Raw genomic sequence first — 25,587 nt, 5'->3', positions numbered from 1 at the left:
AAAACGCTTGGGCGTCATTCCACGGCCGTGATGTCGTCGAGTTTCCAGCTTTTATCGAAGTAGGCTTCGGTAGGCGCGTACAGGCGGAAATAGCTGAACCAGTGTTTGCCCGGCACGGTTTGCACCCAGTTGTTCTCGAAATCTTTGGGCGCGGTCGGGCCGAAGTACAGGTCCACCGAGCCGTCGGGGTTCTTTTTCAGATCCTGACGGGACGACAGATCGGCCTTGCGCTGCGGGTTGTCGATCAGGCAGCGGCTGTCGATGTCGTAGACGGTCATCGACCAGAACTGCTTGGCCGGTGGGTTGGCGCCGACGTGCAGGCGATAACTTTTGCCGCCGTCGAGCCAGTGGCCCTTGGCGTCGGTGTAGGCGCCGAGGTAGGTCTGGCCCAGGCCCGGTGTCTTGGAAACCATGCCCTTGGTGTTGGTCACCGCTTCGTAGAACCAGGCACTGCGTTCCCACAATTGGTCGTAATAAGCCACGCGCTGCGACGGCTCGGCGATGTTCAGCACGGTGTCCCATTGCCGGTCTTTCCAGTACTGGGCGTCTGGAAAACGCTTGGCGAAGGTGTTGGCCTTGGCGATCAGCTCGCCGACTTGCGCACCTTGTTCCAGCGCCTTGCGTTGGTTGTCGTTGGGGTTGAAGGGTTTGTCTTTTTCGATACCCAGGCTGGCCAGCATGGCCATGTAGAAACGGTCACGTTCGTTGACCGGCTCTTTCTGGATGATCTGGTGCAAGCGTTGCCAATACGCCAGGCCACGTGGCTGAGTGCCGGACCAGGCCTTGCCGCCGGGGGAGAGCAGTTGAGTCTTACCCGGTTCGGCGCGTTTGGCATACGGGTACATCTTGAATTGTTCGACCAGCGCCTTGCCCTTGGCCGGGTCCGGATCGAGGACGCGAAAACCCACCAGCACGTTCATCGTTTCCGACTTGGCGAGGTAATACTTGCCGGCGTCGGCCGGTGGCTCGGCACCCGGTGGCAGTACCAGATACTTGCCGCCCTTGCCTTTGTCCGGGCCGGTCTGGCCCATGTCGATGATTGCGCGTTGCCAGAAATCACCCACACCGCCCGCCGTCGGGCCGGGCGGTAGTTCGATCACCAACGGGCCGGTTTCATTCAGGTCAACGAAACCGAGGATGTACGGCGTGGTGGCGTTGGCGGTGATCACGCCCAGTTTGTCTTCGTAGCTGTTGAGCACCATCAGGTCGTCGCTGTGAGCGCCGAGTTTGTCGCGAAACTCTTCCTGCCATTGCGCGTAGGACACCAGCGGCAAGGCCCACAGGTAACTCTGAGTCGCCTGTTGGAAATCCAGTTCGGCGTAGAGTTCGGCAATCGATTCATGGGCCGGCAGTTCGCCTTCCATCGCGACCTTGCCGATCCGCGTATCCAGCTCCTGGGCGCCGACACCGCAACTGACGAACATCGTCATCAGGCTGAAACCGGCTGCGCGAATTGCACCGTGCATAGAAAAGTCCTTATTTGCCAAACGTGACGTTGATCCCGGTGTACAGCGTGAACTGAGGCAAGCCATCGCCTTTGCGTTCCACGGTCCACTGAGGTTCGACGAATACGTTGAGAATATTCGTCGCGGATTTCCAGACCTTGCCGCCGCCGAACCCGATGGGGATGTAATGGGTGTCGTTTTTCAGGTCGAACGTCCAGGTGCCGGTCGAACGCAAATACCAACCTTTGGCCAGGTTATGAATGATGAAGGGCTGCATCGTGGCGGTTTCGACGTGGGCGCGATCATGGTCGCCGGCGAACGAACTCTGGTATTGCACCAATGCGCCGAGCAGGCCGCGCGGCGATGAATCAATCGCAACGGCCGCCAGGCCGGCCTGCCATTTGCCGGTGCCCAGTTCGTCCTGATCGGCGGTGGGGGCGGTGATCAGTGGACCGATGCCCAGCTGCACACCATCAGTCTTGAGCAAGAAGATGTCGAAAATGTTCAGATCACCTTCACCGGTGCTGTAGCCGCCGTTTGGATCGGGGCGAGTACTGATCGGCACGGTGGCGCGCAGCAATTGCGGCACACCAATGAAGTCGTTGGGTGCAATGGGCAACGTGCCGCGCATCAGGACGTCGTTGGTGTGGGCATTGGTGTCGTAAAGCTTGGGTGTGTAGTAATCCTGAAGGTTGGCACCGGGCGCCAGGTTCAGCGGGTTGTTACTTTTGTTGGCCGTATCGGCGTTATCCGCGTGGGCATAAACGGCAGACGCCATTAAGGCCGCCAATAGAAAGGCGTGTGCTCCCGCATTGTTCGACATGAATCCCCCGTTCCTTCGTGGCTCATTGGACGACTAGGCACTTGGCGGCCGTTGCTGCGAAATCTCTTTCCTATCAAGCCTGTAGGACACGTCTGTTGACGCTAGCAGCTAACTCGGGGTTCGCCAGTCGAAGGGGGGAACATTTGGTTTTTTTGTACACGCTTGTGGGGATTTGTGTGTACTAAAAAGTTAATGCGAAGCGGGGTTGAGATCGATGGACTGTTGATGTGGTGAGGGAGCTTGTCGGAACGCCGCATCGCCCCGTTAGGTGGCAAAGCCGCTCGATATAAATCCACCCCATATAACTATGTACCGCACCTGACCACCGCCCCGTCGACATGCTGTGCCCTACAGACAAGGAGTGACTGTATGGCACAAAACACATTGAACGATGGATCATCAGGGAGCGTTGTCATCAGGTCGGGACCGCCCGCTTCGAGTGGTGGTTCGGGCGGCGGTTTCGGTGGCGGCGGCGGGGTTTCAGGCGGCTTTGGTAAAACCAGCAAGGGAAAGCGAAAAGCCCGAAAGCGAGCTATAGAGGCGGATCGTAAGGCAAAGGAACAAGCAAGTGCGCAAGCAGCGGCTCAGGCGCAGGCCAGCGCTGCACAAGCGCAGGAGCAGGCCCGCGTGCAGGCCCGGCATCAACAACTCGCGGCGCTGGCGCAGCGTCATGCCGCCGTAAGAGTTGAGGTAGACCAACGTTTTGCAGCCCGGACCGTGCAACTTGCGCCCACCCTGGAGCAGGAAGTCCTGGCAGCGCGACGAGCGCCCGATAACCAATCGAGCGAACGCTGGCAGCTTTATCTCATCACTAAACAAAAAAGCGAAATCGATGGGCTGATTGCCCGCAAAACCGCAGAACTGAACGCAAAGAACACGGTTGCCCGATCATTCGATGGGCACGATCCACTCACCCGCACTTCGCACGATTACCAGGCCCGACTGGAGCAGTTCGGCGCGGCGCTCAATGACGGCCACCCTATTTGGGAAAACGCCTACAACGCGGCCCACGAAGCTCGACTGCTATCGACACAGATAATCACCCTTTCGGGTAAATCCAATGCACTGGCCAGACACCACGTCGAGCAGACCATTGTCTGGCGTGAGCGGGAGGCCGTCTGGGAGGCTCAGCGACAGTTCGCCGAGCAGCGCGAAGCGCGAGTCCGGTTCAAGCAGCAAGTCGATGAAGATGCGCGGGTTGAACGGGTCAGGCAGGCCAACACGCTGACGGCGCCGGTAACGTCGGTGGCCGCTGGCGGCGGAATGTTTCTGACTCGAGAAAGTGTGTTGGTTGCGCAAGACGTCGCCGCTGCACTTGAAAGGGCTGTCCGGGCGGCCATCGATACCCTCATCGATGCCGGACGCATCGTAGTCAGGACAGGGCCAGTATTTGTCACTGCAATGTTTTATTCGCCAACCCTTGGCAATGGCGAGTTGACAGCGGAACAGCGCGGGCGTTTGTTGCAGGGCATTGGCGTTCCGGCCCAAGCGCTGGGCTTTACTGACAGTCGGGCGCTGCAGTCAATCGCAGATGCGGGCGGTTCGGCGGAGGTGGCGTACCGGCTCAAACCCGAAGCTGTGCCGGAAGGTACGGCGATTATCGTCACAGGCACCGGTGGGGAGGTAGACGCTCGTGTACCGGTCATCAATGCCGTACTTGACCCGCTGACCGGTGTCTACAGCGCCGAGGTTCCAGGTTCACCGCCAAGACTCCTGCAGTTCACACCCGAATCCGCACCTCAAGTCGCCACTTCGGGTCAGGCCGGTCTGGCGGTTATGACACCGCAGATCCAGGACATCCCGGCAGGTGTCGACCTGCGTTTTCAAGATTGCATCGTTTGCGTGCCGGGCCTGCCGCCGATCTACATGTCGTTCAACCTGCCGCCCTTGGGCGCAGGCATCGTCACCGGGGCCGGTCAACCTGCTACGTATGATTGGTGGAAAGCCGCAAGTCAACCACAGGGTGCGGCCATTCCTGTGCAGATCGGCGACCAGTTCCGAGGTCGGGAAATGAGCTCGTTAGGTGCCTTCGATAGAGCACTTTGGCAAACGGTCGGCGAACACCCAGCGCTTGTCGACGAATTCGATGAAGTGAACAAAAAGCGCATAGAACAAGGCTTCGCGCCCTATGCGCCGAAAAGCACCTGGATCGGTGTACGGCGTGAGTTCGAACTGCGTTATCAGGAGCGGGTTGAGCTCGGCGCGAACCCCTTCAACCTCGACAAAATAAGCATCACCACACCGCAAAGCACCCAAGGTCGGCCGGGGATTGTGCCGGCGGTTATCCCTTGGCCGATTCGGCCGATTGGTGGCGGTACCTGGACGCCTTTGGTTCCACCAGGCATCGAACTCCTCGGGCCAACGAGCTCGCCGATCACACCCTCGATCCCAACGGTTTATCCCGGAGCACCGGTCATCCCGGTCCTACCGCAAAACGAGACGTTTCCGGCTGTTGACGAAGGGCAGATTGGTGCCAGTATTCCTGGGTATCCGGCGGATATGGAATTGCCTTCGCCGGATGTTCTGTTTCTTGATCGGCGAGATGATCCGGGGACTGCGACAGGTTGGGGGGCTGATACTTCGAAAGTTTGGCTCGGGGATGACGCAAGGGGAGTGGGTGCACCCATTCCTTCGCACATTGCGGATCAGTTGCGATGGAGGGAATTCAGGAATTTTCATGGATTCAGGGAGGCGTTTTGGAAGGCTGTTGCGTCGGATGCAGAGTTGAGTCGGCAGTTTAGTGGAAGCAATCTGGACAGAATGCGAGATGGGTCTGCTCCTTACCCGGCACTTGTGGATCAAGTCGGGGGACGCAAGACTTTTGAACTTCACCACGAAGTTGAAATTTCAAAAGGTGGAGATGTCTACGGCATGGACAACATATTGGTGATGACCCCTAAACGTCATATTCAACTTCACAAAAGGAGAGACGGTCATGATCTTTAAAGAGAGGTTAGAGGACTACACAGAGGCGGAGTTTTTGTCATTTTTAGGGGAGTTTTTCCACCAGACGAGCGGTCTGCGAGGGCGGGCACTGGAGGATTATAGGGATAAGCTTCTTGATCATTTTGAATCGCTCACCGAACACCCAGATCGATCAGACGTCATTTTCTATCCCAAGGAGGGTCAGGAGGACAGTCCCGAAGGGATTCTGAAAGAAGTCAAAAAGTGGCGGGAAGCCAATAACAAACCTGGCTTCAAACCCGAGTGACTTGCCCACAATGACTAACTGGCATCTGTTCATAACGAAATGAGCAGATGCCATTGTCTTCGGACGTTTGCCCAAGAGACACAAGGAAGAACCAAAGATGGAACTTAAAGCAACTCTCAAGGATTACACCGAGTCGGAATTCCAGGCGTTGGTCAACAAGATTTGGGCCGTTGATTTACCCAAGCGGGATCATGACCGGCTGATCAATCATTTCGACCGGATCGTTGGCCATCCCAGTGGCGCGGATTTATTGTTTTACCCTGACGACAAAGTCAATTTGAATAGCCCTGAATCGGTTGTGTATACCGTCAGGGACTGGTACCGCAAACGGGGTATGGCGGCGTTTAAGGAAGAGAATGTTTCCGTATCGACTCCACCGGTACAGCTAAGCCCGGTCGCCCGGAACCTGGCCGAGGTACAAAGGATCGCCGCAGGCGTGGCCGCGTCGGAACGGGCTGTCGAAACGGCGTTCGGCCTTTTCGAGCAGGGTCTCCAGCACTTGCGCAGTCAGCAGAATGTCCACCTGGGTATCCCTGAGCAGGAAACAAACAGCCGGACTCTGGAACTTGCCCAGTATGAAACGGGTATAGCAATCAGAAAGTTGGAATTCTGGAAAATGCGTGTTGAGTTCGCCAAACGCGATGCTCAGCGCAACCTGACCTATGCCCGGTCCGAGCAAGCGCTGTTGCAGAGCATCGTGCAACTGATCAACTCAACACACGACGGGTACATTGCGCGATTGGGCGGCATGACCCAGCGCCATCGTGCTCTGCATGATCAGGCCGAAGTGCTGTTGATAGCGGCGCAGGAACGATTGATTCGCTCACGCCATCTGGCAGGGACCGGTCCGACTCAGGCTGCCTGCGCGATCACCACATCATTGGCTTTTGCCGATAAACGTCCTGATGTTTTGCTGGAGGGTGGGCCATCGGCATTGTTGGGGTCACAACAGATAGATTTGCAAAAAGCCATTCGCTCAGCCGTTGCGGAATTTACCTGGCAGAACACGTCAGGCGAACCTGCCGATGAGATCCAACGCGCTGCGGTGTTGCACTTTGAGTTTTCCAGCCGCGTAGATAGGCAGGTTTACGGTCTCAGCGTTCCCCTGGCTGAGCTTCTACCCATCGAAGGTCAGGATTGGCAAAGTCTGGCGGCGAGCAGGGCTGAGGTCGACGTTCCTTACAGGATGAGCACCGCTGTGGTCCCGGCCAAACCCAGAACGATGTTCCAGGGGTTACGCGAAATCAAAACGCTGTCACAGGTTCACATCACACCGTCCAAAGGCAGTCATCCGGCATCCGGGGTTCGGGTCAGAGCAGCACAACATAATGAGCGACTGAATACTTTCAGTTTTACGGCTGATGACGCCGCACCGATCACTGTTGACTGGTCTGCCCCGGCCACTCTGGAAGCTAGCCCTCCCGTGGCCCCGGCCCCATCGCGTCGTTTGGGTTTCGTTCGATCGTCACCGGTGCCGGTACTTGAAACTTCGGTGGGAGATGTCCGGTTCGACGACTACATCGTTGTCTTCCCCATCGAGGCAGGACTGGACCCGGTGTACGTCATGTTCAGAGATCGGCGCGAATATCCTGATACGACAATTGCTGAAGCAAGGCCTTAGACCCGACGTCGGAAGCAACCGGTTGCCACCAGACAAACAAAGGAATGTCGCTCTCTATGCCTGTACTGGAACTCACCACGCTGATTCCCAATCGAACACCCGAACTTGTCCTCGACTTCTGTCTGGAGGGCCTCAACTTCCCGAAGATCTTCCCCGAGCGAGTCTCGCTGCTGAGCGATATCGACTTGAGTAACCTGCGCATCGAAGCCGGCCGACAGTTCCGCTTTCGGCACTGGATGTTCAATTGCATTCCGGCGAACTGGACGGTGGTGATACGCGAGGTGGGCGACCATCATTTCATCGACGAAATGCTCAAAGGGCCGATGGCGGCCTTCCGTCATGAACACCGGGTTGCGGCCAGCGAGGGCGGTACGCTGTACACCGACCGGGTGACTTATGCGGCGATTGGCGGTGCACCTTTGGAATGGCTGATGGTTAATGCCTATATGCGTCGAATCTTCCAGGCTCGGCATCGCAATATGCTGCGCTTGCTCGGTTAAAGGCGCCTGTATGCAGTCCTGTGGGAGCGAGCACGCTCGCTCCCACAGTGCCTCAGCGTTTCTTCGCCTGCGCACGCACACGCTCTTCCTGCTCCCGCAATTGCGGTGTGAATTCGGCCCCGAAATCTTCGGCCTCGAACACCTGGCGAATCTCGATTTCGGCATCGGTGCCTGGCATCGGGTTGGGGCAGCGCTTGACCCACTCGATCGCTTCCTGTTTCGACTTCACCTGCCATATCCAGTAGCCGGCGATCAGCTCCTTGGTTTCGGCGAACGGGCCGTCGATCACCGTGCGCTGGTCACCCGAGAAACGCACACGGGCGCCTTTGCTGCTGGGTTGCAGGCCATCGCATTCAATGAGGATGCCGGCTTTGACCAGCTCCTCGTTGTAGTTGCCCATCGCGGTCATCAGTTCCTCGCTGGGCATCACACCGGCCTCGGAATCCTGGCTGGCTTTCACAATGATCATGAATCGCATGGTCTTATCTCCGCTGGATGTGAGTGATTCACAGGCTAGTCGAATGGCCGTCGCCTGAATCGACAATGCTGACTGCCTTTCGTCATGAACACCGGGTTGCGGCCGGCGAGGGCGGTACGCTGTACACCGACCCCTGTGGGAGCGAGCAAGCTCGCTCCCACAGGTTTTGTGTTGATTGTCAGAGTTGTATCCAATTTAGGGGGCGACACATCACAATTTGTATCTGGGCATAGGTCGTCGGGCCATTTCGTGGTTAACTTCGGCCTCTTCAAAATTCTCTACAACAACGTTCAGAAGGACTCCGTTCATGGCTCAAGTCACTCTTAAAGGCTCCCCGGTTCAAGTCAACGGCCAACTGCCACAAGCCGGTTCCAAGGCGCCAGCCTTTTCCCTGGTTGCCGGCAATCTGTCCGACGTGACCCTGGCGAGCTTCGCCGGCAAGCGCAAAGTGCTGAACATCTTCCCAAGCGTCGATACCCCGACCTGCGCCACTTCGGTTCGCAAGTTCAACGCCCAGGCCAGTGATGTCGCCAACACTGTCGTGCTGTGCATCTCCGCTGACCTGCCGTTCGCTCAAGCGCGCTTCTGCGGCGCCGAAGGCCTGGAAAACGTACAGAACCTGTCGACCCTGCGCGGTGCCGAGTTCATCGAGAACTACGGCGTTGCCATCGCTGACGGCCCGCTCAAAGGCCTGACGGCCCGTGCCGTCGTGGTTCTGGACGAAAACGACAACGTTCTGCACAGCGAACTGGTCAAGGAAATCGCTGAAGAACCAAACTACGAAGCGGCACTTGCTGTTCTGAAATAAGCGCGCTTTTACAATTGTTAACGGCCTAGGGGGCGTTCTCACTGAATTTCCCCGCCGCGTTGTCGCCTTAAAGCGGGCCAGGCAAGGCGCAGGCCGCTGGTAATGGTTGTTCCCTTCCCAAGGCCTGCAACGCAGGCTGGCCCGCTTTAAGGCACAACCCGAAGGGCCGTGTCTGCTGTTGTGCAGGGCTGCGTTGCTCGAAGCTTATTTGGAATGACCAAATCACGCTTCTCGCGCCTTGCCCTGCACAACAGCAGACACGGCGCGGCGGGGTAATTCAGTGAGAACGCCCCCTCTGTCCAGGCCGTTTTCATTTGTGCTTCAGTGTCTTAGATACATCTCCTGTAACGTAAGCCGAAGGTAAATTGCCGGTAAAGCCGCTTTGCTTAATGCCCGCCAGTGCTTATCGTTCAGCCTCCTGTAGAAGAAGCCCACGCGCCCAATGGTTGATCATTCCATGCAATCCTCCGTTTCCCGTAGTCCCCGTCGCTGGCTGTTTGGCCTGCTTGTCCTGTTGGTCATCGCTGGCCTGTGCTGGAAATTCTGGCCCGCCGGCACTGCCCAAAAAGAGGGCGCAGGGCAAAAAGCCGTTGCCGGGCACACCGGCAGGTCGGGGGGGATGCGTCCCGGTTTCGGCGGGGCGACCGGACCGGTTCCAGTGCGTGTCGCGCCAGCGGTCAAGGGCGACTTCCCGCTGTACTACAAGGCGTTGGGCACCGTGACGGCGCTGAACACCATTAATGTGCGCAGCCGCGTCGGCGGTGAGCTGATGAAGATCTCCTTCGAGGAAGGGCAGATGGTCAAGGCGGGCGATCTGCTGGCTGAAATCGACCCGCGTCCTTACCAGAACGCCTTGCTTCAGGCCGAAGGCACGCTGCTGCAGAACCAGGCACAACTGAAAAACGCCCAGGTCGATGTGGAACGCTATCGCGGCCTGTATCGCGAAGACAGTATCGCCAAGCAGACCCTGGACACCGCCGAAGCGCTGGTGGGCCAGTATCAGGGGACGGTCAAAACCAATCAGGCTGCGGTCAACGACGCCAAGCTCAATCTGGAATTCACCAAGATTCGCGCCCCGATTGCCGGGCGTGTGGGCTTGCGTCAGCTGGATGTCGGCAACCTGGTGGCAGCCAACGACACCACCGCGCTGGTGATCATCACCCAGACCCAGCCGATCAGCGTGGCCTTCACCTTGCCGGAAAACAGCCTGGAGACCGTGCTGGCCCGTTATCGCACTGGCGCCAAACTGCCTGCCGAAGCCTGGGACCGTGGCGACACCAAGTTGCAGGCCACTGGCGTCTTGCAGAGCCTGGACAACCAGATCGACGTCACCACCGGCACCCTGAAATTCAAGGCTCGGTATGAGAACCGCGATCAGGCGCTGTTCCCGAACCAGTTCGTCAACGTCCACCTGCTGGCCGACACCCTCAAAGACGTGGTGCTCGCACCTTCGGCAGCGATTCAGTTCGGCACCAACGGTACGTTTGTCTACGCGTTGGACGGCGACAAGAAAGTCGCGATTCGTCAGTTGAAAGTCGGCGCCAGTGACGGTGAAAACACCGTGATTACAGAAGGCCTGGCCCCTGGGGATCGCGTGGTCCTTGAAGGCACCGACCGCTTGAAGGAAGGCAGCGAAGTGGAAGTGGTCAACGACACCCAGGATGTACCGACCACCCCGACCGGGCACCTGCAAGGCAAATCGGCCACCACGGCGCCTGACGCGACGACCACCGACAAGGCGAAAAAGGGCGGCGCATGAACATCTCGCGGCTGTTCATCCTTCGCCCGGTCGCCACGACCCTGAGCATGCTGGCCATTATCCTGGCCGGCGTGATCGCCTATCGGCTGTTGCCGGTGTCGGCATTGCCTCAGGTCGATTACCCGACCATCCGCGTCATGACGCTGTACCCCGGCGCCAGCCCGGATGTCATGACCAGCGCCGTGACCGCGCCCCTTGAGCGTCAATTCGGGCAGATGCCCGGCCTGACCCAGATGGCGTCGACCAGTTCCGGCGGCGCTTCGGTGCTGACCCTGCGCTTCAGCCTCGACATCAACATGGACGTCGCCGAGCAGCAGGTGCAGGCGGCGATCAACGCTGCGACCAATTTGCTGCCCAAGGACCTGCCGGCGCCGCCGGTGTACAACAAGGTCAACCCGGCGGACACCCCGGTGCTGACCCTGGCCATTACGTCCAAGACCATGCTGCTGCCCAAGCTCAATGATTTGGTCGACACGCGCATGGCACAGAAAATTGCCCAGATCAGCGGCGTCGGCATGGTCAGCATTGCCGGTGGCCAGCGTCAGGCCGTGCGGATCAAGGTCAACCCCGAGGCGCTGGCGGCCAATGGCTTGAACCTGTCTGACGTACGCACCTTGATCGGTGCGTCCAACGTCAACCAGCCCAAGGGCAACTTCGACGGCCCGACCCGGGTGTCGATGCTCGATGCAAACGATCAACTGACCTCGCCCAAGGACTACGCCAACCTGATTCTGGCCTACGCCAACGGCGCGCCGTTGCGGTTGAAGGACGTGGCAGAGATCGTCGATGGCGCGGAAAACGAACGCCTGGCGGCGTGGGCCAACGAAAATCAGGCCGTGCTGCTGAACATCCAGCGTCAGCCTGGCGCCAACGTCATCGAAGTGGTCGACCGGATCAAAGCCCTGCTGCCGAGCATCACCGACAACCTGCCGGCCGGTCTCGAAGTCACCGTGCTGACCGACCGCACCCAGACCATCCGCGCCTCGGTCACCGACGTGCAACACGAATTGTTGATCGCCATTGCGCTGGTCGTGATGGTGACCTTCCTGTTCCTGCGTCGGGCCAGCGCCACGATCATTCCGTCGGTCGCGGTCCCACTGTCGCTGATCGGCACCTTCGGCGTGATGTACCTCGCGGGTTTCTCGGTCAACAACCTGACCCTGATGGCACTGACCATCGCCACCGGTTTCGTGGTGGACGATGCGATCGTCATGCTGGAGAACATTTCCCGATTTATCGAAGAGGGCGACAGCCCCCTGAATGCGGCGCTCAAGGGCGCCAAGCAGATTGGCTTCACGCTGATCTCTCTGACCCTGTCGCTGATCGCCGTACTGATTCCGTTGCTGTTCATGGCCGACGTGGTAGGGCGCTTGTTCCGCGAATTTGCCATCACCCTGGCGGTGGCGATCCTGATCTCCCTTGTCGTCTCTCTGACCCTGACGCCAATGATGTGCGCGCGGTTGCTCAAGCGTGAGCCGAAGGAAGAAGAACAGGGCCGTTTCTATCGGGCCAGCGGCGCCACAATTGATTGGATGATCGCGGCTTACGGGCGCAAGTTAAAGTGGGTTCTCAAGCATCAGCCGCTGACCCTGATGGTGGCCATCGGCACGCTGGCGTTGACGGTGTTCCTCTACATGGTGGTGCCCAAGGGCTTTTTCCCGGTGCAGGACACCGGGGTGATCCAGGGTATTTCCGAGGCGCCGCAGTCGATTTCCTTTGCAGCCATGAGTGAACGTCAACAGGAACTGGCCAAAGTGATCCTGGCGGATCCGGCGGTGGAGAGCCTGTCGTCCTACATCGGCGTCGACGGTGACAACTCGACGCTGAACAGCGGTCGTCTGCTGATCAACCTCAAATCCCACAGCAATCGCGACCTGAGCGCCACCGAGGTGATTGCACGCCTGCAACCGGAACTCGACAAGCTCATTGGCATTCGCCTGTTCATGCAACCGGTGCAGGACCTGACCATCGAAGACCGCGTCAGCCGGACTCAATACCAGTTCAGCATGTCGTCGCCGGATTCCGAGCTGCTGAGTCTGTGGAGCAGTCGCCTGGTGGAAGCTCTGGCCCAACGGCCGGAGCTGACCGATGTCGCCAGCGATTTGCAGGACAAGGGCTTGCAGGTCTATCTGGTGATTGACCGTGATGCAGCGTCCCGGGTTGGTGTGTCGGTGTCGAACATCACCGATGCGCTGTACGACGCCTTCGGTCAGCGGCAGATTTCCACCATCTACACCCAGGCCAGCCAATACCGCGTGGTGCTGCAATCGCAGGCCGGCGAGAAGATCGGCCCGGATGCGCTGAACCAGATTCACGTGAAAACCACCGACGGCGGGCAAGTGCGCCTGTCCAGTCTGGCGCACATCGAGGAGCGTCAGGCGCAACTGGCGATCACTCATATCGGTCAGTTCCCGGCAGTGATGATGTCCTTCAACCTCGCACCCGGCGTGGCGCTGGGGCATGCGGTGGAGATCATCGACCAGGTGCAGAAGGACATCGGCATGCCGATTGGCGTGCAGACCCAGTTCCAGGGCGCGGCCGAGGCATTCCAGGCCTCGCTGTCGAGTACCTTGCTGCTGATTCTGGCGGCGGTGGTGACCATGTACATCGTGCTCGGTGTGCTGTACGAGAGCTACATCCATCCGATCACCATTCTCTCGACCTTGCCCTCGGCGGCGGTCGGCGCCTTGCTGGCGCTGCTGTTGAGCGGGAATGATCTGGGCATGATCGCGATCATCGGCATCATTTTGTTGATCGGTATCGTGAAAAAGAACGCGATCATGATGATCGACTTCGCCCTCGACGCCGAGCGCAATCAGGGCATGGACCCGGAAACGGCGATCTATCAGGCGGCGCTGCTGCGTTTCCGGCCGATTCTGATGACCACACTGGCCGCGTTGTTCGGCGCGGTGCCGCTGATGCTGGCGACCGGTTCCGGCGCGGAACTGCGTCAACCGTTGGGTCTGGTGATGGTGGGTGGCTTGTTGGTGAGTCAGGTGCTGACGCTGTTTACCACGCCGGTCATCTACCTGTACTTCGACCGCCTCGGTCGGCGCTGGGGTCGCAAGCCTGAAGCCGTGGAAGCGGCAGAACAGCCATGAACCTGTCCGGACCTTTCATCAAGCGCCCGGTCGCGACGATGTTGCTGAGCCTGGCGATCATGCTGCTGGGCGGCGTGAGCTTCGGCCTGTTGCCGGTGGCGCCGCTGCCGCAGATGGACTTCCCGGTGATCGTGGTCCAGGCGAATCTGGCCGGTGCCAGCCCTGAGGTCATGGCCTCGACGGTGGCCACGCCACTGGAACGCTCCTTCGGCGCCATCGCCGGGGTCAACACCATGAGCAGCCGCTCCAGCCAGGGCTCGACCCGGGTGATTTTGCAGTTCGACCTGGACCGCGACATCAACGGCGCGGCGCGAGAAGTCCAAGCGGCAATCAACGCCTCGCGCAACCTGCTGCCGAGCGGGATGCGCAGCATGCCGACCTACAAGAAGGTCAACCCGTCCCAGGCGCCGGTCATGGTGCTGTCGCTGACCTCCGACGTGCTGGAAAAAGGCCAGCTCTACGATTTGGCCTCGACGATTCTGTCCCAGAGCGTGTCTCAGGTGCAGGGTGTCGGCGAAGTGCAGATCGGCGGCAGTTCCCTGCCGGCGGTGCGCATCGAACTCGAACCGCAGGCGCTCAACCAATACGGCGTGGCGCTGGACGATGTGCGCAACACCATCGCCAACGCCAACGTGCGCAGGCCAAAAGGGTCGGTCGAAGATAGCCAGCGGCTGTGGCAGGTTCAGGCCAACGATCAACTGGAAAAAGCCAAGGATTACGAGTCGCTGATCATTCACTACGCGGACGGCGCGGCCCTGCGCCTGAAGGATGTGGCCAAGGTCAGCGACGGCGTCGAAGACCGCTACAACAGCGGTTTCTTCAACAACGACGCGGCGGTACTGCTGGTGATCAACCGCCAGGCCGGCGCCAACATCATCGAGACGGTCAACGCAATCAAGGCTCAACTGCCGGCGTTGCAGGCGGTGTTGCCGGCCAGCGTGAAGCTGAACGTGGCGATGGACCGGTCGCCGGTGATCAAGGCGACCTTGCACGAAGCGGAAATGACCCTGCTGATTGCCGTGGCACTGGTGATTCTGGTGGTATTCCTGTTCCTCGGTAACTTCCGCGCCTCGTTGATTCCGACCCTTGCGGTGCCTGTTTCCCTGGTCGGCACCTTTGCGGTGATGTACCTCTACGGATTCTCCCTGAACAACCTGTCGCTGATGGCGCTGATTCTGGCCACCGGGCTGGTGGTGGACGATGCCATTGTGGTGCTGGAGAACATTTCCCGGCACATCGACAAAGGCGTGCCGCCGATGAAGGCCGCTTACCTCGGGGCGCAGGAAGTCGGCTTCACCTTGCTGTCGATGAACGTCTCGCTGGTGGCGGTGTTCCTGTCGATCCTGTTTATGGGCGGGATCGTCGAAAGCCTGTTTCGCGAGTTTTCCATCACGTTGGCGGCGTCCATCGTGGTGTCGCTGGTGGTCTCGCTGACGCTGACCCCGATGCTCTGCGCCCGCTGGCTCAAGCCGCATACGCCGGGAGAGGAAAACCGTTTGCAGCGCTGGAGTCAGCGCGCCAACGAGTGGATGGTCGGCAAATACGCGACCAGCCTCGACTGGGTGCTGCGTCACCGCCGGTTGACCTTGCTTAGCCTGATCGTGACAGTCGGCGTTAACATTGCGCTGTATATCGTTGTTCCTAAAACATTTCTGCCTCAGCAGGACACCGGCCAACTGATCGGTTTTGTGCGCGGCGACGACGGACTGTCGTTCAGCGTGATGCAGCCAAAAATGGAAACCTTCCGCCGTGCCGTGCTCAAGGATGACGCGGTGCAAAGCGTTGCCGGCTTCATCGGCGGCACCAACGGCACCAACAACGCCTTCATGCTGGTGCGGCTGAAACCGATCAAGGAACGCAACATTTCTGCGCAAAAGGTCATCGAACGCCTGCGCAAGGAAATGCCCAAGGTGGCCGGTGCGCAGCTGATGCTGATGGCTGATCAGGACCTGCAGTTTGGTGGCGGTCGTGAGCAAACCACGTCGCAGTATTCCTACATCCTGCAAAGCGCCGACCTTGGCGAGTTGCGCGAGTGGTACCCGAAAGTCGTGACTGCGCTCAAGGCCTTGCCGGAGCTGACCGCGATTGATGCCCGTGAAGGGCGCGGCGCCCAACAGGTGACCCTGATCGTCGATCGTGATCAGGCCAAACGCCTGGGCGTCGACATGGACATGGTCACCGCGGTGCTGAACAACGCCTACAGCCAGAGGCAGATTTCGACGATTTACGACAGCCTTAACCAGTATCAGGTGGTCATGGAGGTCAATCCCAAATATGCCCAGGACCCGATCACCCTCAAACAGGTTCAGGTGATCACCGCCGACGGTGCGCGGATTCCGCTCTCGACCATTGCTCATTACGAAAACAGTCTGGAAGACGACCGCGTCAGCCACGAAGGCCAGTTCGCCTCCGAGAGCATTTCCTTCGACATGGCCGAAGGCGTGACGGTGGAGCAGGGCACGGCGGCCATTGAGCGGGCTATCGCCAAACTGGGTATGCCGGAAGACGTGATCGTGAAAATGGCCGGCACCGCCGACGCCTTCGCCGCGACCCAGAAGAGCCAACCGTGGATGATTCTCGGCGCACTGGTGGCGGTGTATCTGGTGCTCGGTGTGCTGTATGAAAGCTACATCCATCCGCTGACCATTCTTTCGACCTTACCGTCGGCCGGGGTCGGCGCGTTGCTGTCGATTTACGCGTTGGGCGGTGAGTTCAGCCTGATCTCGTTGCTCGGGCTGTTCTTGCTGATCGGCGTGGTGAAGAAAAACGCCATTCTGATGATCGACCTGGCCTTGCAGCTGGAACGGCATCAGGGCATGGCGCCGCTGGAATCGATTCGCAGCGCTTGCCTGCAACGTCTGCGGCCCATTCTGATGACCACCCTGGCGGCGATCCTCGGCGCATTGCCGTTACTGCTGAGCCGCGCCGAAGGTGCGGAAATGCGTCAGCCGCTGGGCCTGACCATCATTGGCGGGCTGATCTTCAGCCAGGTGCTGACCCTTTACACCACCCCGGTGGTTTACCTCTATCTCGACAAACTGCGCCATCGCTTCAACCACTGGCGTGGGGTACGTACCGATGCTGCTCTGGAAACTCCGCTATGACTGACCGTTCGCTTATCACTCTGGCTGCACCGCTGGTTACGGCCCGAGGCTCGCGTTTGTTGAGCCTGGCGCTGTGCGTGGCGATGCTCAGCGCCTGCGCCATCGGCCCGGATTACCAGCGCCCGCAAGCGGCTGCGCCGGCGCAATACAAGGAAGCGGCAGGCTGGCGTCAGGCCAATCCCAGCGATTCCCTGGCCCGTGGCGCCTGGTGGGAGTTGTATGGCGATCAGCAGCTCAATGGCCTGATCGAAAAACTCAACAGTGCCAACCAGACCGTTGCGCAGTCCGAAGCTCAGTACCGTCAGGCACAAGCCTTGGTGCGCAGTGCCCGTGGCGCGTTTTTTCCGACCGTGGACCTGACCGTCGGGAAAAACCGCTCCAGCCAGGGCACCGGCAGCAGCAGTTCGAGCTTGACCAGTTCTTCCAGCGGGATTCGTGACACTTACACCGCACAGGCCGGAGTCAGTTGGGAGGCCGACGTTTGGGGCAAGTTGCGCCGAGGACTTGAAGCCGACACCGCCAACGCCGAGGCGAGTTATGCCGATCTGGCGGCGATGCGCTTGAGCCAACAGTCGGAACTGGTGCAGAACTATCTGCAATTGCGGGTGATCGACGAGCAGAAACGCCTGCTGGAAGCGACGGTCGAGGCCTATCAGCGCTCGCTGACAATGACCGAAAACCAGTACCGCGCCGGTGTCTCCGGCAAGGACGCGGTGGCGCAGGCTCAGACTCAGCTCAAAAGCACCCAGGCTGACATGGTTGATCTGATCTGGCAGCGTGCTCAATTCGAGAATGCCATTGCCGTACTGATCGGTCTACCGCCGGCCGAGTTCAGCCTGGCTGACAGCAAAGACATTCCTGCGTTGCCCGAGATACCGCTGAGCCTGCCTTCACAATTGCTCGAGCGCCGCCCGGACATCGCCTCCGCTGAACGCTCGGTGATGGCCGCCAATGCCAACATCGGCGTGGCCAAGGCGGCCTTTTACCCGGACTTCACCCTGAGTCTGAACGGTGGCTATAGCAGCAGCACCTATGCCAACTGGATCAGCGTGCCGAACCGCTTCTGGTCGGTCGGGCCGCAATTGGCCATGACCTTGTTCGACGGCGGTCAGCGCTCCGCGGAAGTTGACCGCAGCGAAGCGGCCTACGACGAAACAGTGGCCAAGTACCGCCAGACCGTGCTCGATGGCTTCCGTGAAGTGGAAAACTACCTGGTACAGCTCAAGGTCCTGGAAGACGAAGCAGGCGTGCGCCAGGAAGCACTGGACGCGGCGCGAGAGTCCTTGCGCCTGACCCAGAACCAGTACAAGGCAGGGGTGATCGCTTATCTGGGCGTGGTGGTCGTTCAGGCCACAGCGTTGAACAACGAACGCAGCGTGCTGAGCCTGTTGCAGAGCCGATTGATTGCCAGTGTGCAGTTGATCGCGGCACTGGGCGGTGGCTGGGATGGGGCGTTGCAAGTGAGCGAAAAAGAGTAGGCGCCCCCTCTCTGACGGCAACTCGATACTCCGTAGCAGCTGTCGAGCCTGCGAGGCTGCGTTCGGCTGCGCAGGCTCGGCAGCTGCTACGGGTGGTCGCGGCCGTCGCGAGGTGTCAAACAAGCGTTTCATCGGCTTGATGGCCCTTTGCTAATTTTGTCAGTGCGTTCTTTTGCGCAATCAGTACAATCGCCCGATTTGCCCCCCGAGCACGGAGGGCTGTCGCGAGTAGTCTCATGCTTATCGGTAGCTATTCCCCCACGCTGGTTATCATCTCGCTTTTTGTGGCGATTCTCGCCTCCTATACCGCGCTCGACCTGACCGAACGCATCGCCACGGCCAAGGGCCGGGCCGTGCATTTATGGACGGCGGGCGGCGCCTTTGCCATGGGGGTTGGCGTGTGGTCGATGCATTTCATCGGCATGCTCGCGTTCAAATTGCCCATCGACCTCGGTTACGACGTCGGCATCACGTTGCTGTCTCTGCTGATTGCCATCCTGTCCTGCGGCTTTGCCCTGTGGCTGGTCAGCCAGCCACGATTGCCAGCCTGGCAATTGGCATTCGGCGCGCTGGTCATGGGTTCCGGGATCAGCGCGATGCACTACACCGGCATGGCCGCCATGCGCATGCAGCCGGGTATCGATTACGATCCGACGCTGTTCGGCGCCTCGCTGCTGATCGCCGTAGTCGCCTCGGGCGCCGCGTTATGGATCGCTTTCCGCCTGCGCCAGCACACACCTTATGTCGGCCTGATCCGTGGCGGTGCGGCGGTGATCATGGGTTTCGCGATAGTCGGCATGCACTACACCGGCATGGCGGCGGCGCGTTTCCCGGATGGCAGCTTCTGTGGCGCGGCCGTCAGCGGCCTGAACGGCAAGGGCCTGGACAATCTGGTGCTGATCACCACCCTGGCAGTGTTGAGCCTTGCCTTGTTGACCTCGATCCTCGATGCGCGCCTTGAGGCCCGCACCGCAGGCCTTGCCCACTCATTGACCGAGGCCAACCGCGAACTGACTCAACTGGCCCTGCATGACACCCTGACCGGCCTGCCGAATCGCGTGTTGTTGGCTGACCGCATCGATCAGGCAATGTCCATGGTGCAGGAACAGGGCGGTTGTTTCGCGTTGATGTTCATCGATCTGGACGGTTTCAAACCAGTCAACGATGCCTTCGGTCACCATATGGGCGATCTGTTGTTGTGTGAGGTCGGCTTGCGTCTGCGCGAGGATTTGCGCAGCCAGGACACCCTGGCACGGATCGGCGGCGATGAGTTCGTTTTACTGGTGCAGCTCGGCGAACAGAATGACGCATTGAACCTGGCGGCCCGGCAGGTGGGGCTGATCGGGCGTTCGTTCCGGGTCGACGAACATGACTTGCAGATTTCCGCCAGCGTCGGCATCGCTATATACCCGGGCAACGGTGAAACCGCCGAGGAATTGCTGATGAACGCTGACGCGGCGATGTATCACGCCAAGGGCGCCGGGAAAAACGGCTACAGCTTCTTCGATGCCTCGATGAACAGCAACGCGCGCAAACAGCTGCAGTTATTGCAGGACTTGCGTATTGCCATTGATCAGCAGCAATTCAGTCTCTATTACCAACCCAAGTTCGATGCCAACAATGGCCGGCCGGTCGGTGCCGAGGCGTTGTTGCGCTGGGTGCATCCGACCCAGGGCATGCTGTTGCCGGACAAGTTCATCGAACTGGCGGAAAAAACCGGGCTGATCATTCCGATTGGCGAGTGGGTGCTCAACGAAGCCTGCCGTCAGATGCGCGAGTGGTACGTGCTCGGGTACACCGACTGGCGCATCGCGGTGAACCTTTCTGCCTTGCAGTTCTGCCACGCGGGTCTGGTCCAGAGCGTCGCCAAAGCGTTGGCCACTCACCACTTGCCGGCCAACAGCCTGACCCTCGAGATCACTGAAACCACCGCCATGAGCGATGCCGATGCGAGCATGACGGTGCTTCAGGAGCTGTCGACAATGGGTGTCGACCTGTCGATCGACGACTTTGGCACCGGCTACTCGAGTTTGATGTACCTCAAGCGCTTGCCGGCCAACGAACTGAAGATCGACCGGGGTTTTGTCCGCGATCTGGAGCGTGACAGCGATGACGCCGCCATCGTTTCCGCCATCGTTGCCCTCGGCCAGGCGCTGGGGTTGCGGATCGTCGCCGAAGGGGTGGAAACCGACTCGCAGCAAGACTTCCTGACGCAACTCGGTTGTGATTCGCTGCAGGGTTATCTGCTCGGGCACCCGCTGCCGGCCGAACGCTTCATGGTGGATATTCTGCGTGCAGAGCAATTGGCGGTGAGTTGAGAACAATGTGATTGATGTGAGCCCATGCAAAAGCCAGCAATGACGGTTATTCTTGGCCCCGACTGCTAACGCTTGGAATGGGGGAAATTTCGCATGGACAAAGTCATCGTCATCACCGGCGGTAGCCGCGGTATCGGCGCCGCCACAGCCCTGTTGGCCGCCGAACAAGGCTATCGGATCTGCATTAACTACCTGGCCGATGAATCCGCTGCGCAAACTGTGCTGGAACAAGTCCGCGCCCTCGGCGCCACTGCCATCGCAGTGCGCGCTGATGTCAGCATCGAAGACGAAGTGATCGCGATGTTCCACCGCGTGGACACTGAGTTGGGCCGGGTCACTGCACTGGTGAACAATGCCGGCACCGTCGGGCATAAGTCGCGGATCGATGAAATGTCGGAATTCCGTATTCTCAAAATCCTCAGAACCAACGTCCTGGCGCCGATCCTCTGCGCCAAACACGCGATCCTGCGCATGTCGCCCAAGCATGGCGGGCAGGGCGGCAGCATCGTTAACGTGTCCTCGGTGGCCTCACGCTTGGGCGCGCCCGGCGAGTACGTCGACTACGCCGCGTCGAAAGGTGCGCTGGATACGTTCACCATCGGCCTGTCCAAGGAAGTGGCCGGCGAAGGCATCCGCGTCAACGCGGTGCGCCCTGGTTACATCTACACCGATTTCCACGCATTGAGCGGCGACCCGGATCGGGTCAGCAAGTTGGAGTCGGCGATTCCGATGGCTCGGGGCGGGCGTCCGGAAGAAGTGGCTGAGGCGATCGTGTGGTTGCTGTCGGACAAGGCTTCCTACGCGACCGGGACGTTTGTTGACCTTGGCGGCGGGCGTTAACCCTTCAGATTTGCACTGTTTGATCTGGCCTCATCGCGAGCAGGCTCGCTCCCACATTGGATAGATGTGAACACAATAATTGTGAACAACACCAATCCCTGTGGGAGCGAGCCTGCTCGCGATGGCGATAGACCCGACGCCATCAAACCCTCAGAACGACCGCACAATCCGGCCCAACGTCTCCATCGCCTTCTCGGCTGTCTCATCCCAAGGGCTGCCGTAATTCAGGCGGATACAATTCCTGAAGCGCTGGGTCGGTGAAAAGATCGGCCCGGGCGCAATGCTGATCCCTTGCGCCAACGCCATCTGAAACAACTTCAGCGAATCCATCTGCGGTGGCAATTCCAGCCACAGGAAGTAACCGCCGGCCGGTTGGCTGACGCGAGTTTGCGCCGGGAAGTAGCGCGCGATCGCGGCGAGCATGGCGCTTTGCTGTTCCTCCAGGGCGTAGCGCAGTTTTCGCAAGTGCCGGTCATAGCCGCCGTGTTGCAAGTAATCGGCAATGGCCGCCTGGGCGGGCATCGACGCGCACAGCGACGTCATGAGTTTCAGCCGTTCGATTTTCTGCGCATAACGTCCGGCGGCGACCCAACCGATGCGGTAGCCGGGGGCCAGGCTTTTGGCGAACGAACCGCAGTGCATCACCAGCCCTTCGGTATCAAAGGACTTGGCCGGTTTCGGCGCCTGTTGGCCGTAATACAGCTCGGCGTAGACGTCGTCCTCGATCAGCGGCACTTGATGGCTGCGCAATAGCTCAACCAGCTCCTGTTTCTTCGCCTCGGGCATCGTCGCGCCCATCGGGTTCTGGAAACTGGTCATGCACCAGACAGCCTTGATCGGGTGCCGTGCCAGGGTTTGCGCGAGTACGCCAAGGTCGATGCCATCGCGCGGATGCACAGGGATTTCCACGGCTTTGAGCTTCAGCCGCTCCAGGATTTGCAGGCACGCGTAGAACGCCGGGGCTTCGATGGCCACCAGATCGCCGGGCTCGGTGACCGCTTGCAGGCACAGGTTCAGCGCTTCCAGCGCGCCGTTGGTGATCAGCAGTTCTTCCATGGGCAGCATCAGCCCGCCGACCATGTAGCGCAGGGCGATTTGTCGACGCAGTTGCGGGTTGCCCGGCGACATGTCGGTGACGACCATGCGCGGGTCCATCTCGCGGGCGGCGCTGGCCAGGGAGCGCGACAGGCGCTGCAGTGGGAACAGGGTCGGGCTGGGGAATGCCGAGCCGAAGGGCACGGTGTTCGGGTCCTTGATCGAGTCGAGTACCGAGAACACCAGTTCGCTGACGTCGACTTCGGTGGACTCGTTGACCTGACTGCTGATCACCGGCTCCGAGAACGGGCTCGGCGCGTGTGCGTTGACGAAGTAGCCGGAACGCGGGCGAGCGCGGATCAGGCCGCGGCGTTCGAGCAGGTAGTAGGCCTGGAACACGGTGGACGGGCTGACCCCGTAAGTCTGACTGGCGTAGCGTACTGACGGCACGCGCTGGCCGGGGCCGAGGACACCGGAGCGGATCAGTTCAGCGATGTCGTCGGCGAATTTTTCGTAGCGTTTCATCGGGTGGCCTTGTTGCCTGGGGTTTTTGTTGGGTGTCAGGGATATCCACCCCTCACCCTAACCCTCTCCCCAGAGGGGCGAGGGGACTGACCGAGGTGTTTGTTCAAAATACTGCGACCTGAAATATCTAGTCGAACTCAGGTTTTGAAAGGCTTGAAGATCTGCTCCCTTTCCCCCTCTCCCCCGTGGGGAGAGGGCTGGGGTGAGGGGTGGATTCTAAAGGCTCAACGGTTCATCGGCGCAACAAACCGGCTCTTCGCCACGCTATAAATCTCTGGCTCATCACTGTCGACAATCTTGAAGCTGATCGTCTGCGAACTGCTGCTCGGCCGTTCCGTGGTCATCGCCACCGACACCGGCACATCCACAATCTCGCCCGGTGCCAGGCTCAGTTCGGTCTTGCCTTGCAACTGGAAGCCGTCGCCATCGACCAGGGTCAGACGGTAATCCTGACGTTGCTGGGTCTTGTTGATGACTTTCAGGCTGTAGATGTTTTCGATCTGCCCCTGACTGTTCTCGCGGAACAGGCCACGGTCCTTGCTGACGTCCAGCGAGACCATCGGCCGCTCCACCAGCGCCAGGGCAAGCGCACCGATCATCACCAGCAGGACCACGGTGTAGCCGATCAATCGCGGCCGCAACAAATGAGTCTTGCCGCCCTGCAACTGATGCTCCGAGGTGTAGCTGATCAGCCCGCGGGCGTAGCCCATTTTGTCCATGATCGAATCACAGGCGTCGATACACGCGGCGCAGCCGATGCATTCCATCTGCAAGCCGTCGCGGATGTCGATGCCGGTCGGGCAGACCTGCACGCACACCTGGCAGTCGATGCAATCACCGAGGCCGACTTCAGCCGGTGCCACGTCACGTTTGCGCGGGCCACGGTTTTCGCCACGGGCCACGTCGTAGGAGATGGTCAGGGTGTCTTTGTCGAACATCACGCTCTGGAACCGCGCATACGGACACATGTGCATGCACACCGCTTCACGCAGCCAACCGGCGTTGATGTAAGTCGCGCCGGTAAAGAACAGCACCCAGAACAGACTGACGCCGCCCATCTGCAAAGTCAGCAGTTCTTCGGCCAGCGGCCGGATCGGGGTGAAATAGCCGACAAAGGTCAGGCCGGTCAACAGGCTGATGGCCAGCCACAAGATGTGCTTGGCCGAGCGGCGGATCAGTTTGTTCAGGCCCCAGGGCGCGGCTTGCAGCTTGATCCGCTGGTTGCGTTCGCCTTCGGTGAGTTTCTCGCACCACATGAAGATCCAGGTCCAGGAGCTCTGTGGACAGGTGTAACCGCACCAGACCCGCCCGGCGAACACGGTAATCGCAAACAGGCCGAACGCGGCAATGATCAGCAGCGCCGACAGCAGGATGAAATCCTGCGGCCAGAAGGTTGCGCCGAAGATGTGGAATTTGCTTTCGGAAAGGTCCCAGAGCACCGCCTGGCGGCCGCCCCAGTTCAACCACACCGTGCCGAAGAACAGCAAAAACAGAAACCCCGCGCCGCTCATGCGCAGGGTGCGGAATAAACCGGTGAAGCTGCGGGTGTGGATCAGGTTGTCGCTGGACTTGGCCTTCATCTTTGGACGCGAAGGCTCATAGCTTTGCACTAGCGGGGCACTTTCAACAATTCGGACGGGGATTCTATCGCTCATGGTCTTTCGCTCATCAGCCTCCATCAGGCCTGAGCACTATGAGCGGCGATCTGTTTGCATAACAGACTCACCTATTGCAATAAAAAGCGGATCAGATGGGCGTCGATCCGCTGCCTGCGACAAGTTGATGCACCCGCTGCAGTGGGACGCAGACACCTATATCAAGCGTCTGCGGGTGTTGTTGATCCGGGTCAGTCAAATCACCGAATCACTGTCGGTGGCCTTCAAATGCTTACGCCCGTCGACTGCGCCTGCTACGGTCAATGCGTCGGCTTCTGCTTCGGTAATGTAGAAGCGCTGGCCATTGAGCTCCACCGCCGACATGGCTTTTTCCGAGTCGGTAATGATGGTGACGTCGGGACACAAACGAATTTCTTCGCCGTTCTCGGTAATGAAGAAGCAGGTCTGGCTTTCGATGCGCACAGTCATGGAGGTGTCCTTTTTTCTGCGGGTTCTAAAGTGTTAGGGCGCAGCCGAGGATCATCGTTCTGTGCAACCGATTAATGGTCGACGCTCCTACGCTGATCGTTCCCACGCTCTGCGTGGGAATGCCTCAATGGACGCTCCGCGTCCGCTTCGGCAGGGACGCGGAGCGTCCCGGGCTGCATTCCCACGCGGAGCGTGGGAACGATCAATGCTCCGGTGTAACGATCACCGGTGGCATGGTGCTCGGCGGGTCTTCCCGCGGAGGCGGTGTGGTACCGGGCGGGTCTTGCTCAGGCACAGGTTCAGGCTCGGTTGGCGGAATAGTCGGGCTGTCGATGTTTGGATCAGGCGTTTCGGCAGGGATCGGAATGCTCATAAATTCAGCCTCCAGTGGCACATGGCGTAAGTCGTGCTTAAGTGTGTTGACCACCGTGTAAAGGAATTGATTCCGCCGAAGGCC

The 25,587-nt window shown here is 59.7% G+C and carries 18 protein-coding genes; 11 read left to right on the top strand and 7 right to left on the bottom strand.

The genetic code is table 11. The features are described 5' to 3' along the window. Nucleotides 1-14 precede the first annotated feature (14 nt). On the bottom strand, nucleotides 15-1,466 hold the full coding sequence (locus AC3IUE_RS16930) for a DUF1254 domain-containing protein (RefSeq protein WP_489263014.1): 1,452 nt from the start codon (nucleotides 1,464-1,466) through the stop codon (nucleotides 15-17). A 10-nt stretch (nucleotides 1,467-1,476) separates the two neighbouring features. Then, complete coding sequence (locus AC3IUE_RS16925) at nucleotides 1,477-2,268, bottom strand: hypothetical protein (RefSeq protein ID WP_489263013.1); 792 nt, start codon at nucleotides 2,266-2,268, stop codon at nucleotides 1,477-1,479. A 369-nt stretch (nucleotides 2,269-2,637) separates the two neighbouring features. Here AC3IUE_RS16925 and AC3IUE_RS16920 point away from each other — a divergent pair, with 369 nt between their 5' ends. The 4 genes from AC3IUE_RS16920 to AC3IUE_RS16905 all read left to right on the top strand — a co-directional run bounded on the left by AC3IUE_RS16920 (nucleotide 2,638) and on the right by AC3IUE_RS16905 (nucleotide 7,600). After that, nucleotides 2,638-5,214, top strand: coding sequence for an S-type pyocin domain-containing protein (locus tag AC3IUE_RS16920; RefSeq protein ID WP_489263012.1), 2,577 nt, complete (start codon nucleotides 2,638-2,640; stop codon nucleotides 5,212-5,214). Further along, on the top strand, nucleotides 5,204-5,479 hold the full coding sequence (locus AC3IUE_RS16915) for a bacteriocin immunity protein (protein ID WP_489263010.1): 276 nt from the start codon (nucleotides 5,204-5,206) through the stop codon (nucleotides 5,477-5,479). The genes AC3IUE_RS16920 and AC3IUE_RS16915 overlap by 11 nt, the downstream gene beginning before the upstream one ends. Before the next feature lie 97 nt (nucleotides 5,480-5,576). Further along, nucleotides 5,577-7,100 carry a bacteriocin immunity protein gene (locus tag AC3IUE_RS16910; protein WP_489263009.1) on the top strand — a complete coding sequence of 508 codons (1,524 nt, stop codon included), beginning with the start codon at nucleotides 5,577-5,579 and terminating at the stop codon, nucleotides 7,098-7,100. A 56-nt stretch (nucleotides 7,101-7,156) separates the two neighbouring features. Beyond that, complete coding sequence (locus tag AC3IUE_RS16905; protein WP_489263008.1) at nucleotides 7,157-7,600, top strand: SRPBCC family protein; 444 nt, start codon at nucleotides 7,157-7,159, stop codon at nucleotides 7,598-7,600. A gap of 52 nt (nucleotides 7,601-7,652) precedes the next feature. On the opposite strand, the gene AC3IUE_RS16900 is transcribed toward AC3IUE_RS16905, so the two are convergent. Next, on the bottom strand, nucleotides 7,653-8,078 hold the full coding sequence (locus tag AC3IUE_RS16900) for a YciI family protein (RefSeq protein WP_489263007.1): 426 nt from the start codon (nucleotides 8,076-8,078) through the stop codon (nucleotides 7,653-7,655). 307 nt (nucleotides 8,079-8,385) lie between these two features. Here AC3IUE_RS16900 and tpx point away from each other — a divergent pair, with 307 nt between their 5' ends. From tpx to AC3IUE_RS16865, 7 genes are all read left to right on the top strand, one after another. Next, nucleotides 8,386-8,886 (top strand): thiol peroxidase, encoded by a 501-nt coding sequence (tpx, locus tag AC3IUE_RS16895; RefSeq protein WP_008150862.1) that lies wholly within the window; start codon nucleotides 8,386-8,388, stop codon nucleotides 8,884-8,886. A 442-nt stretch (nucleotides 8,887-9,328) separates the two neighbouring features. Further along, nucleotides 9,329-10,645 (top strand): MdtA/MuxA family multidrug efflux RND transporter periplasmic adaptor subunit, encoded by a 1,317-nt coding sequence (locus tag AC3IUE_RS16890; protein ID WP_489263006.1) that lies wholly within the window; start codon nucleotides 9,329-9,331, stop codon nucleotides 10,643-10,645. Beyond that, complete coding sequence (locus tag AC3IUE_RS16885; RefSeq protein WP_489263005.1) at nucleotides 10,642-13,746, top strand: MdtB/MuxB family multidrug efflux RND transporter permease subunit; 3,105 nt, start codon at nucleotides 10,642-10,644, stop codon at nucleotides 13,744-13,746. Before AC3IUE_RS16890 ends, AC3IUE_RS16885 begins: the two co-directional genes overlap by 4 nt. Beyond that, nucleotides 13,743-16,850, top strand: a complete 3,108-nt coding sequence (locus AC3IUE_RS16880; protein WP_489263004.1) for an efflux RND transporter permease subunit — start codon at nucleotides 13,743-13,745, stop codon at nucleotides 16,848-16,850. Before AC3IUE_RS16885 ends, AC3IUE_RS16880 begins: the two co-directional genes overlap by 4 nt. Then, a complete protein-coding gene (locus tag AC3IUE_RS16875) occupies nucleotides 16,847-18,328 on the top strand; it encodes an efflux transporter outer membrane subunit (RefSeq protein WP_489263003.1) in 1,482 nt (493 codons plus the stop codon). Before AC3IUE_RS16880 ends, AC3IUE_RS16875 begins: the two co-directional genes overlap by 4 nt. A gap of 236 nt (nucleotides 18,329-18,564) precedes the next feature. Next, complete coding sequence (locus AC3IUE_RS16870) at nucleotides 18,565-20,646, top strand: putative bifunctional diguanylate cyclase/phosphodiesterase (protein ID WP_489263002.1); 2,082 nt, start codon at nucleotides 18,565-18,567, stop codon at nucleotides 20,644-20,646. 93 nt (nucleotides 20,647-20,739) lie between these two features. Then, the gene (locus AC3IUE_RS16865; protein WP_082555907.1) at nucleotides 20,740-21,486 is read left to right on the top strand and encodes an SDR family oxidoreductase; all 747 of its coding nucleotides are present in this window, start codon (nucleotides 20,740-20,742) and stop codon (nucleotides 21,484-21,486) included. A gap of 150 nt (nucleotides 21,487-21,636) precedes the next feature. Here the strand turns inward: AC3IUE_RS16865 and mapR are convergent, their stop codons facing one another. The 4 genes from mapR to AC3IUE_RS16845 form a co-directional block, all read right to left on the bottom strand. After that, nucleotides 21,637-23,046 (bottom strand): GntR family transcriptional regulator MpaR, encoded by a 1,410-nt coding sequence (mapR, locus tag AC3IUE_RS16860; protein ID WP_033054711.1) that lies wholly within the window; start codon nucleotides 23,044-23,046, stop codon nucleotides 21,637-21,639. A 224-nt stretch (nucleotides 23,047-23,270) separates the two neighbouring features. After that, nucleotides 23,271-24,701: a cytochrome c oxidase accessory protein CcoG gene (gene ccoG / locus AC3IUE_RS16855; protein ID WP_489263001.1), complete on the bottom strand. Its 1,431-nt coding sequence runs from the start codon at nucleotides 24,699-24,701 to the stop codon at nucleotides 23,271-23,273. A gap of 195 nt (nucleotides 24,702-24,896) precedes the next feature. Then, nucleotides 24,897-25,130, bottom strand: coding sequence for a DUF3203 family protein (locus tag AC3IUE_RS16850; RefSeq protein WP_056745903.1), 234 nt, complete (start codon nucleotides 25,128-25,130; stop codon nucleotides 24,897-24,899). 202 nt (nucleotides 25,131-25,332) lie between these two features. Further along, entirely contained in the window at nucleotides 25,333-25,503 is a 171-nt protein-coding gene (locus tag AC3IUE_RS16845) for a hypothetical protein (RefSeq protein WP_177338888.1), read from the bottom strand. Nucleotides 25,504-25,587: the final 84 nt, after the last annotated feature.

This window comes from Pseudomonas sp. GL_093, from assembly GCF_057837605.1.
Note: the sequence above shows the minus strand (reverse complement) of the source record. Positions and strands in the feature narration are given on the sequence as shown.

Bases quoted from the DNA above. Each gene is read 5' to 3' on its own strand.
- AC3IUE_RS16900 (WP_489263007.1), bottom strand. From the start codon at position 8,078: ATGCGATTCATGATCATTGTGAAAGCCAGCCAGGATTCCGAGGCCGGT.
- ccoG (WP_489263001.1), bottom strand. From the start codon at position 24,701: ATGAGCGATAGAATCCCCGTCCGAATTGTTGAAAGTGCCCCGCTAGTG.
- AC3IUE_RS16885 (WP_489263005.1), top strand. From the start codon at position 10,642: ATGAACATCTCGCGGCTGTTCATCCTTCGCCCGGTCGCCACGACCCTG.
- AC3IUE_RS16850 (WP_056745903.1), bottom strand. From the start codon at position 25,130: ATGACTGTGCGCATCGAAAGCCAGACCTGCTTCTTCATTACCGAGAAC.
- AC3IUE_RS16890 (WP_489263006.1), top strand. From the start codon at position 9,329: ATGGTTGATCATTCCATGCAATCCTCCGTTTCCCGTAGTCCCCGTCGC.
- AC3IUE_RS16925 (WP_489263013.1), bottom strand. From the start codon at position 2,268: ATGTCGAACAATGCGGGAGCACACGCCTTTCTATTGGCGGCCTTAATG.
- AC3IUE_RS16910 (WP_489263009.1), top strand. From the start codon at position 5,577: ATGGAACTTAAAGCAACTCTCAAGGATTACACCGAGTCGGAATTCCAG.
- AC3IUE_RS16845 (WP_177338888.1), bottom strand. From the start codon at position 25,503: ATGAGCATTCCGATCCCTGCCGAAACGCCTGATCCAAACATCGACAGC.
- AC3IUE_RS16930 (WP_489263014.1), bottom strand. From the start codon at position 1,466: ATGCACGGTGCAATTCGCGCAGCCGGTTTCAGCCTGATGACGATGTTC.
- AC3IUE_RS16875 (WP_489263003.1), top strand. From the start codon at position 16,847: ATGACTGACCGTTCGCTTATCACTCTGGCTGCACCGCTGGTTACGGCC.
- AC3IUE_RS16880 (WP_489263004.1), top strand. From the start codon at position 13,743: ATGAACCTGTCCGGACCTTTCATCAAGCGCCCGGTCGCGACGATGTTG.
- AC3IUE_RS16865 (WP_082555907.1), top strand. From the start codon at position 20,740: ATGGACAAAGTCATCGTCATCACCGGCGGTAGCCGCGGTATCGGCGCC.
- AC3IUE_RS16870 (WP_489263002.1), top strand. From the start codon at position 18,565: ATGCTTATCGGTAGCTATTCCCCCACGCTGGTTATCATCTCGCTTTTT.
- AC3IUE_RS16905 (WP_489263008.1), top strand. From the start codon at position 7,157: ATGCCTGTACTGGAACTCACCACGCTGATTCCCAATCGAACACCCGAA.
- AC3IUE_RS16920 (WP_489263012.1), top strand. From the start codon at position 2,638: ATGGCACAAAACACATTGAACGATGGATCATCAGGGAGCGTTGTCATC.
- mapR (WP_033054711.1), bottom strand. From the start codon at position 23,046: ATGAAACGCTACGAAAAATTCGCCGACGACATCGCTGAACTGATCCGC.
- tpx (WP_008150862.1), top strand. From the start codon at position 8,386: ATGGCTCAAGTCACTCTTAAAGGCTCCCCGGTTCAAGTCAACGGCCAA.
- AC3IUE_RS16915 (WP_489263010.1), top strand. From the start codon at position 5,204: ATGATCTTTAAAGAGAGGTTAGAGGACTACACAGAGGCGGAGTTTTTG.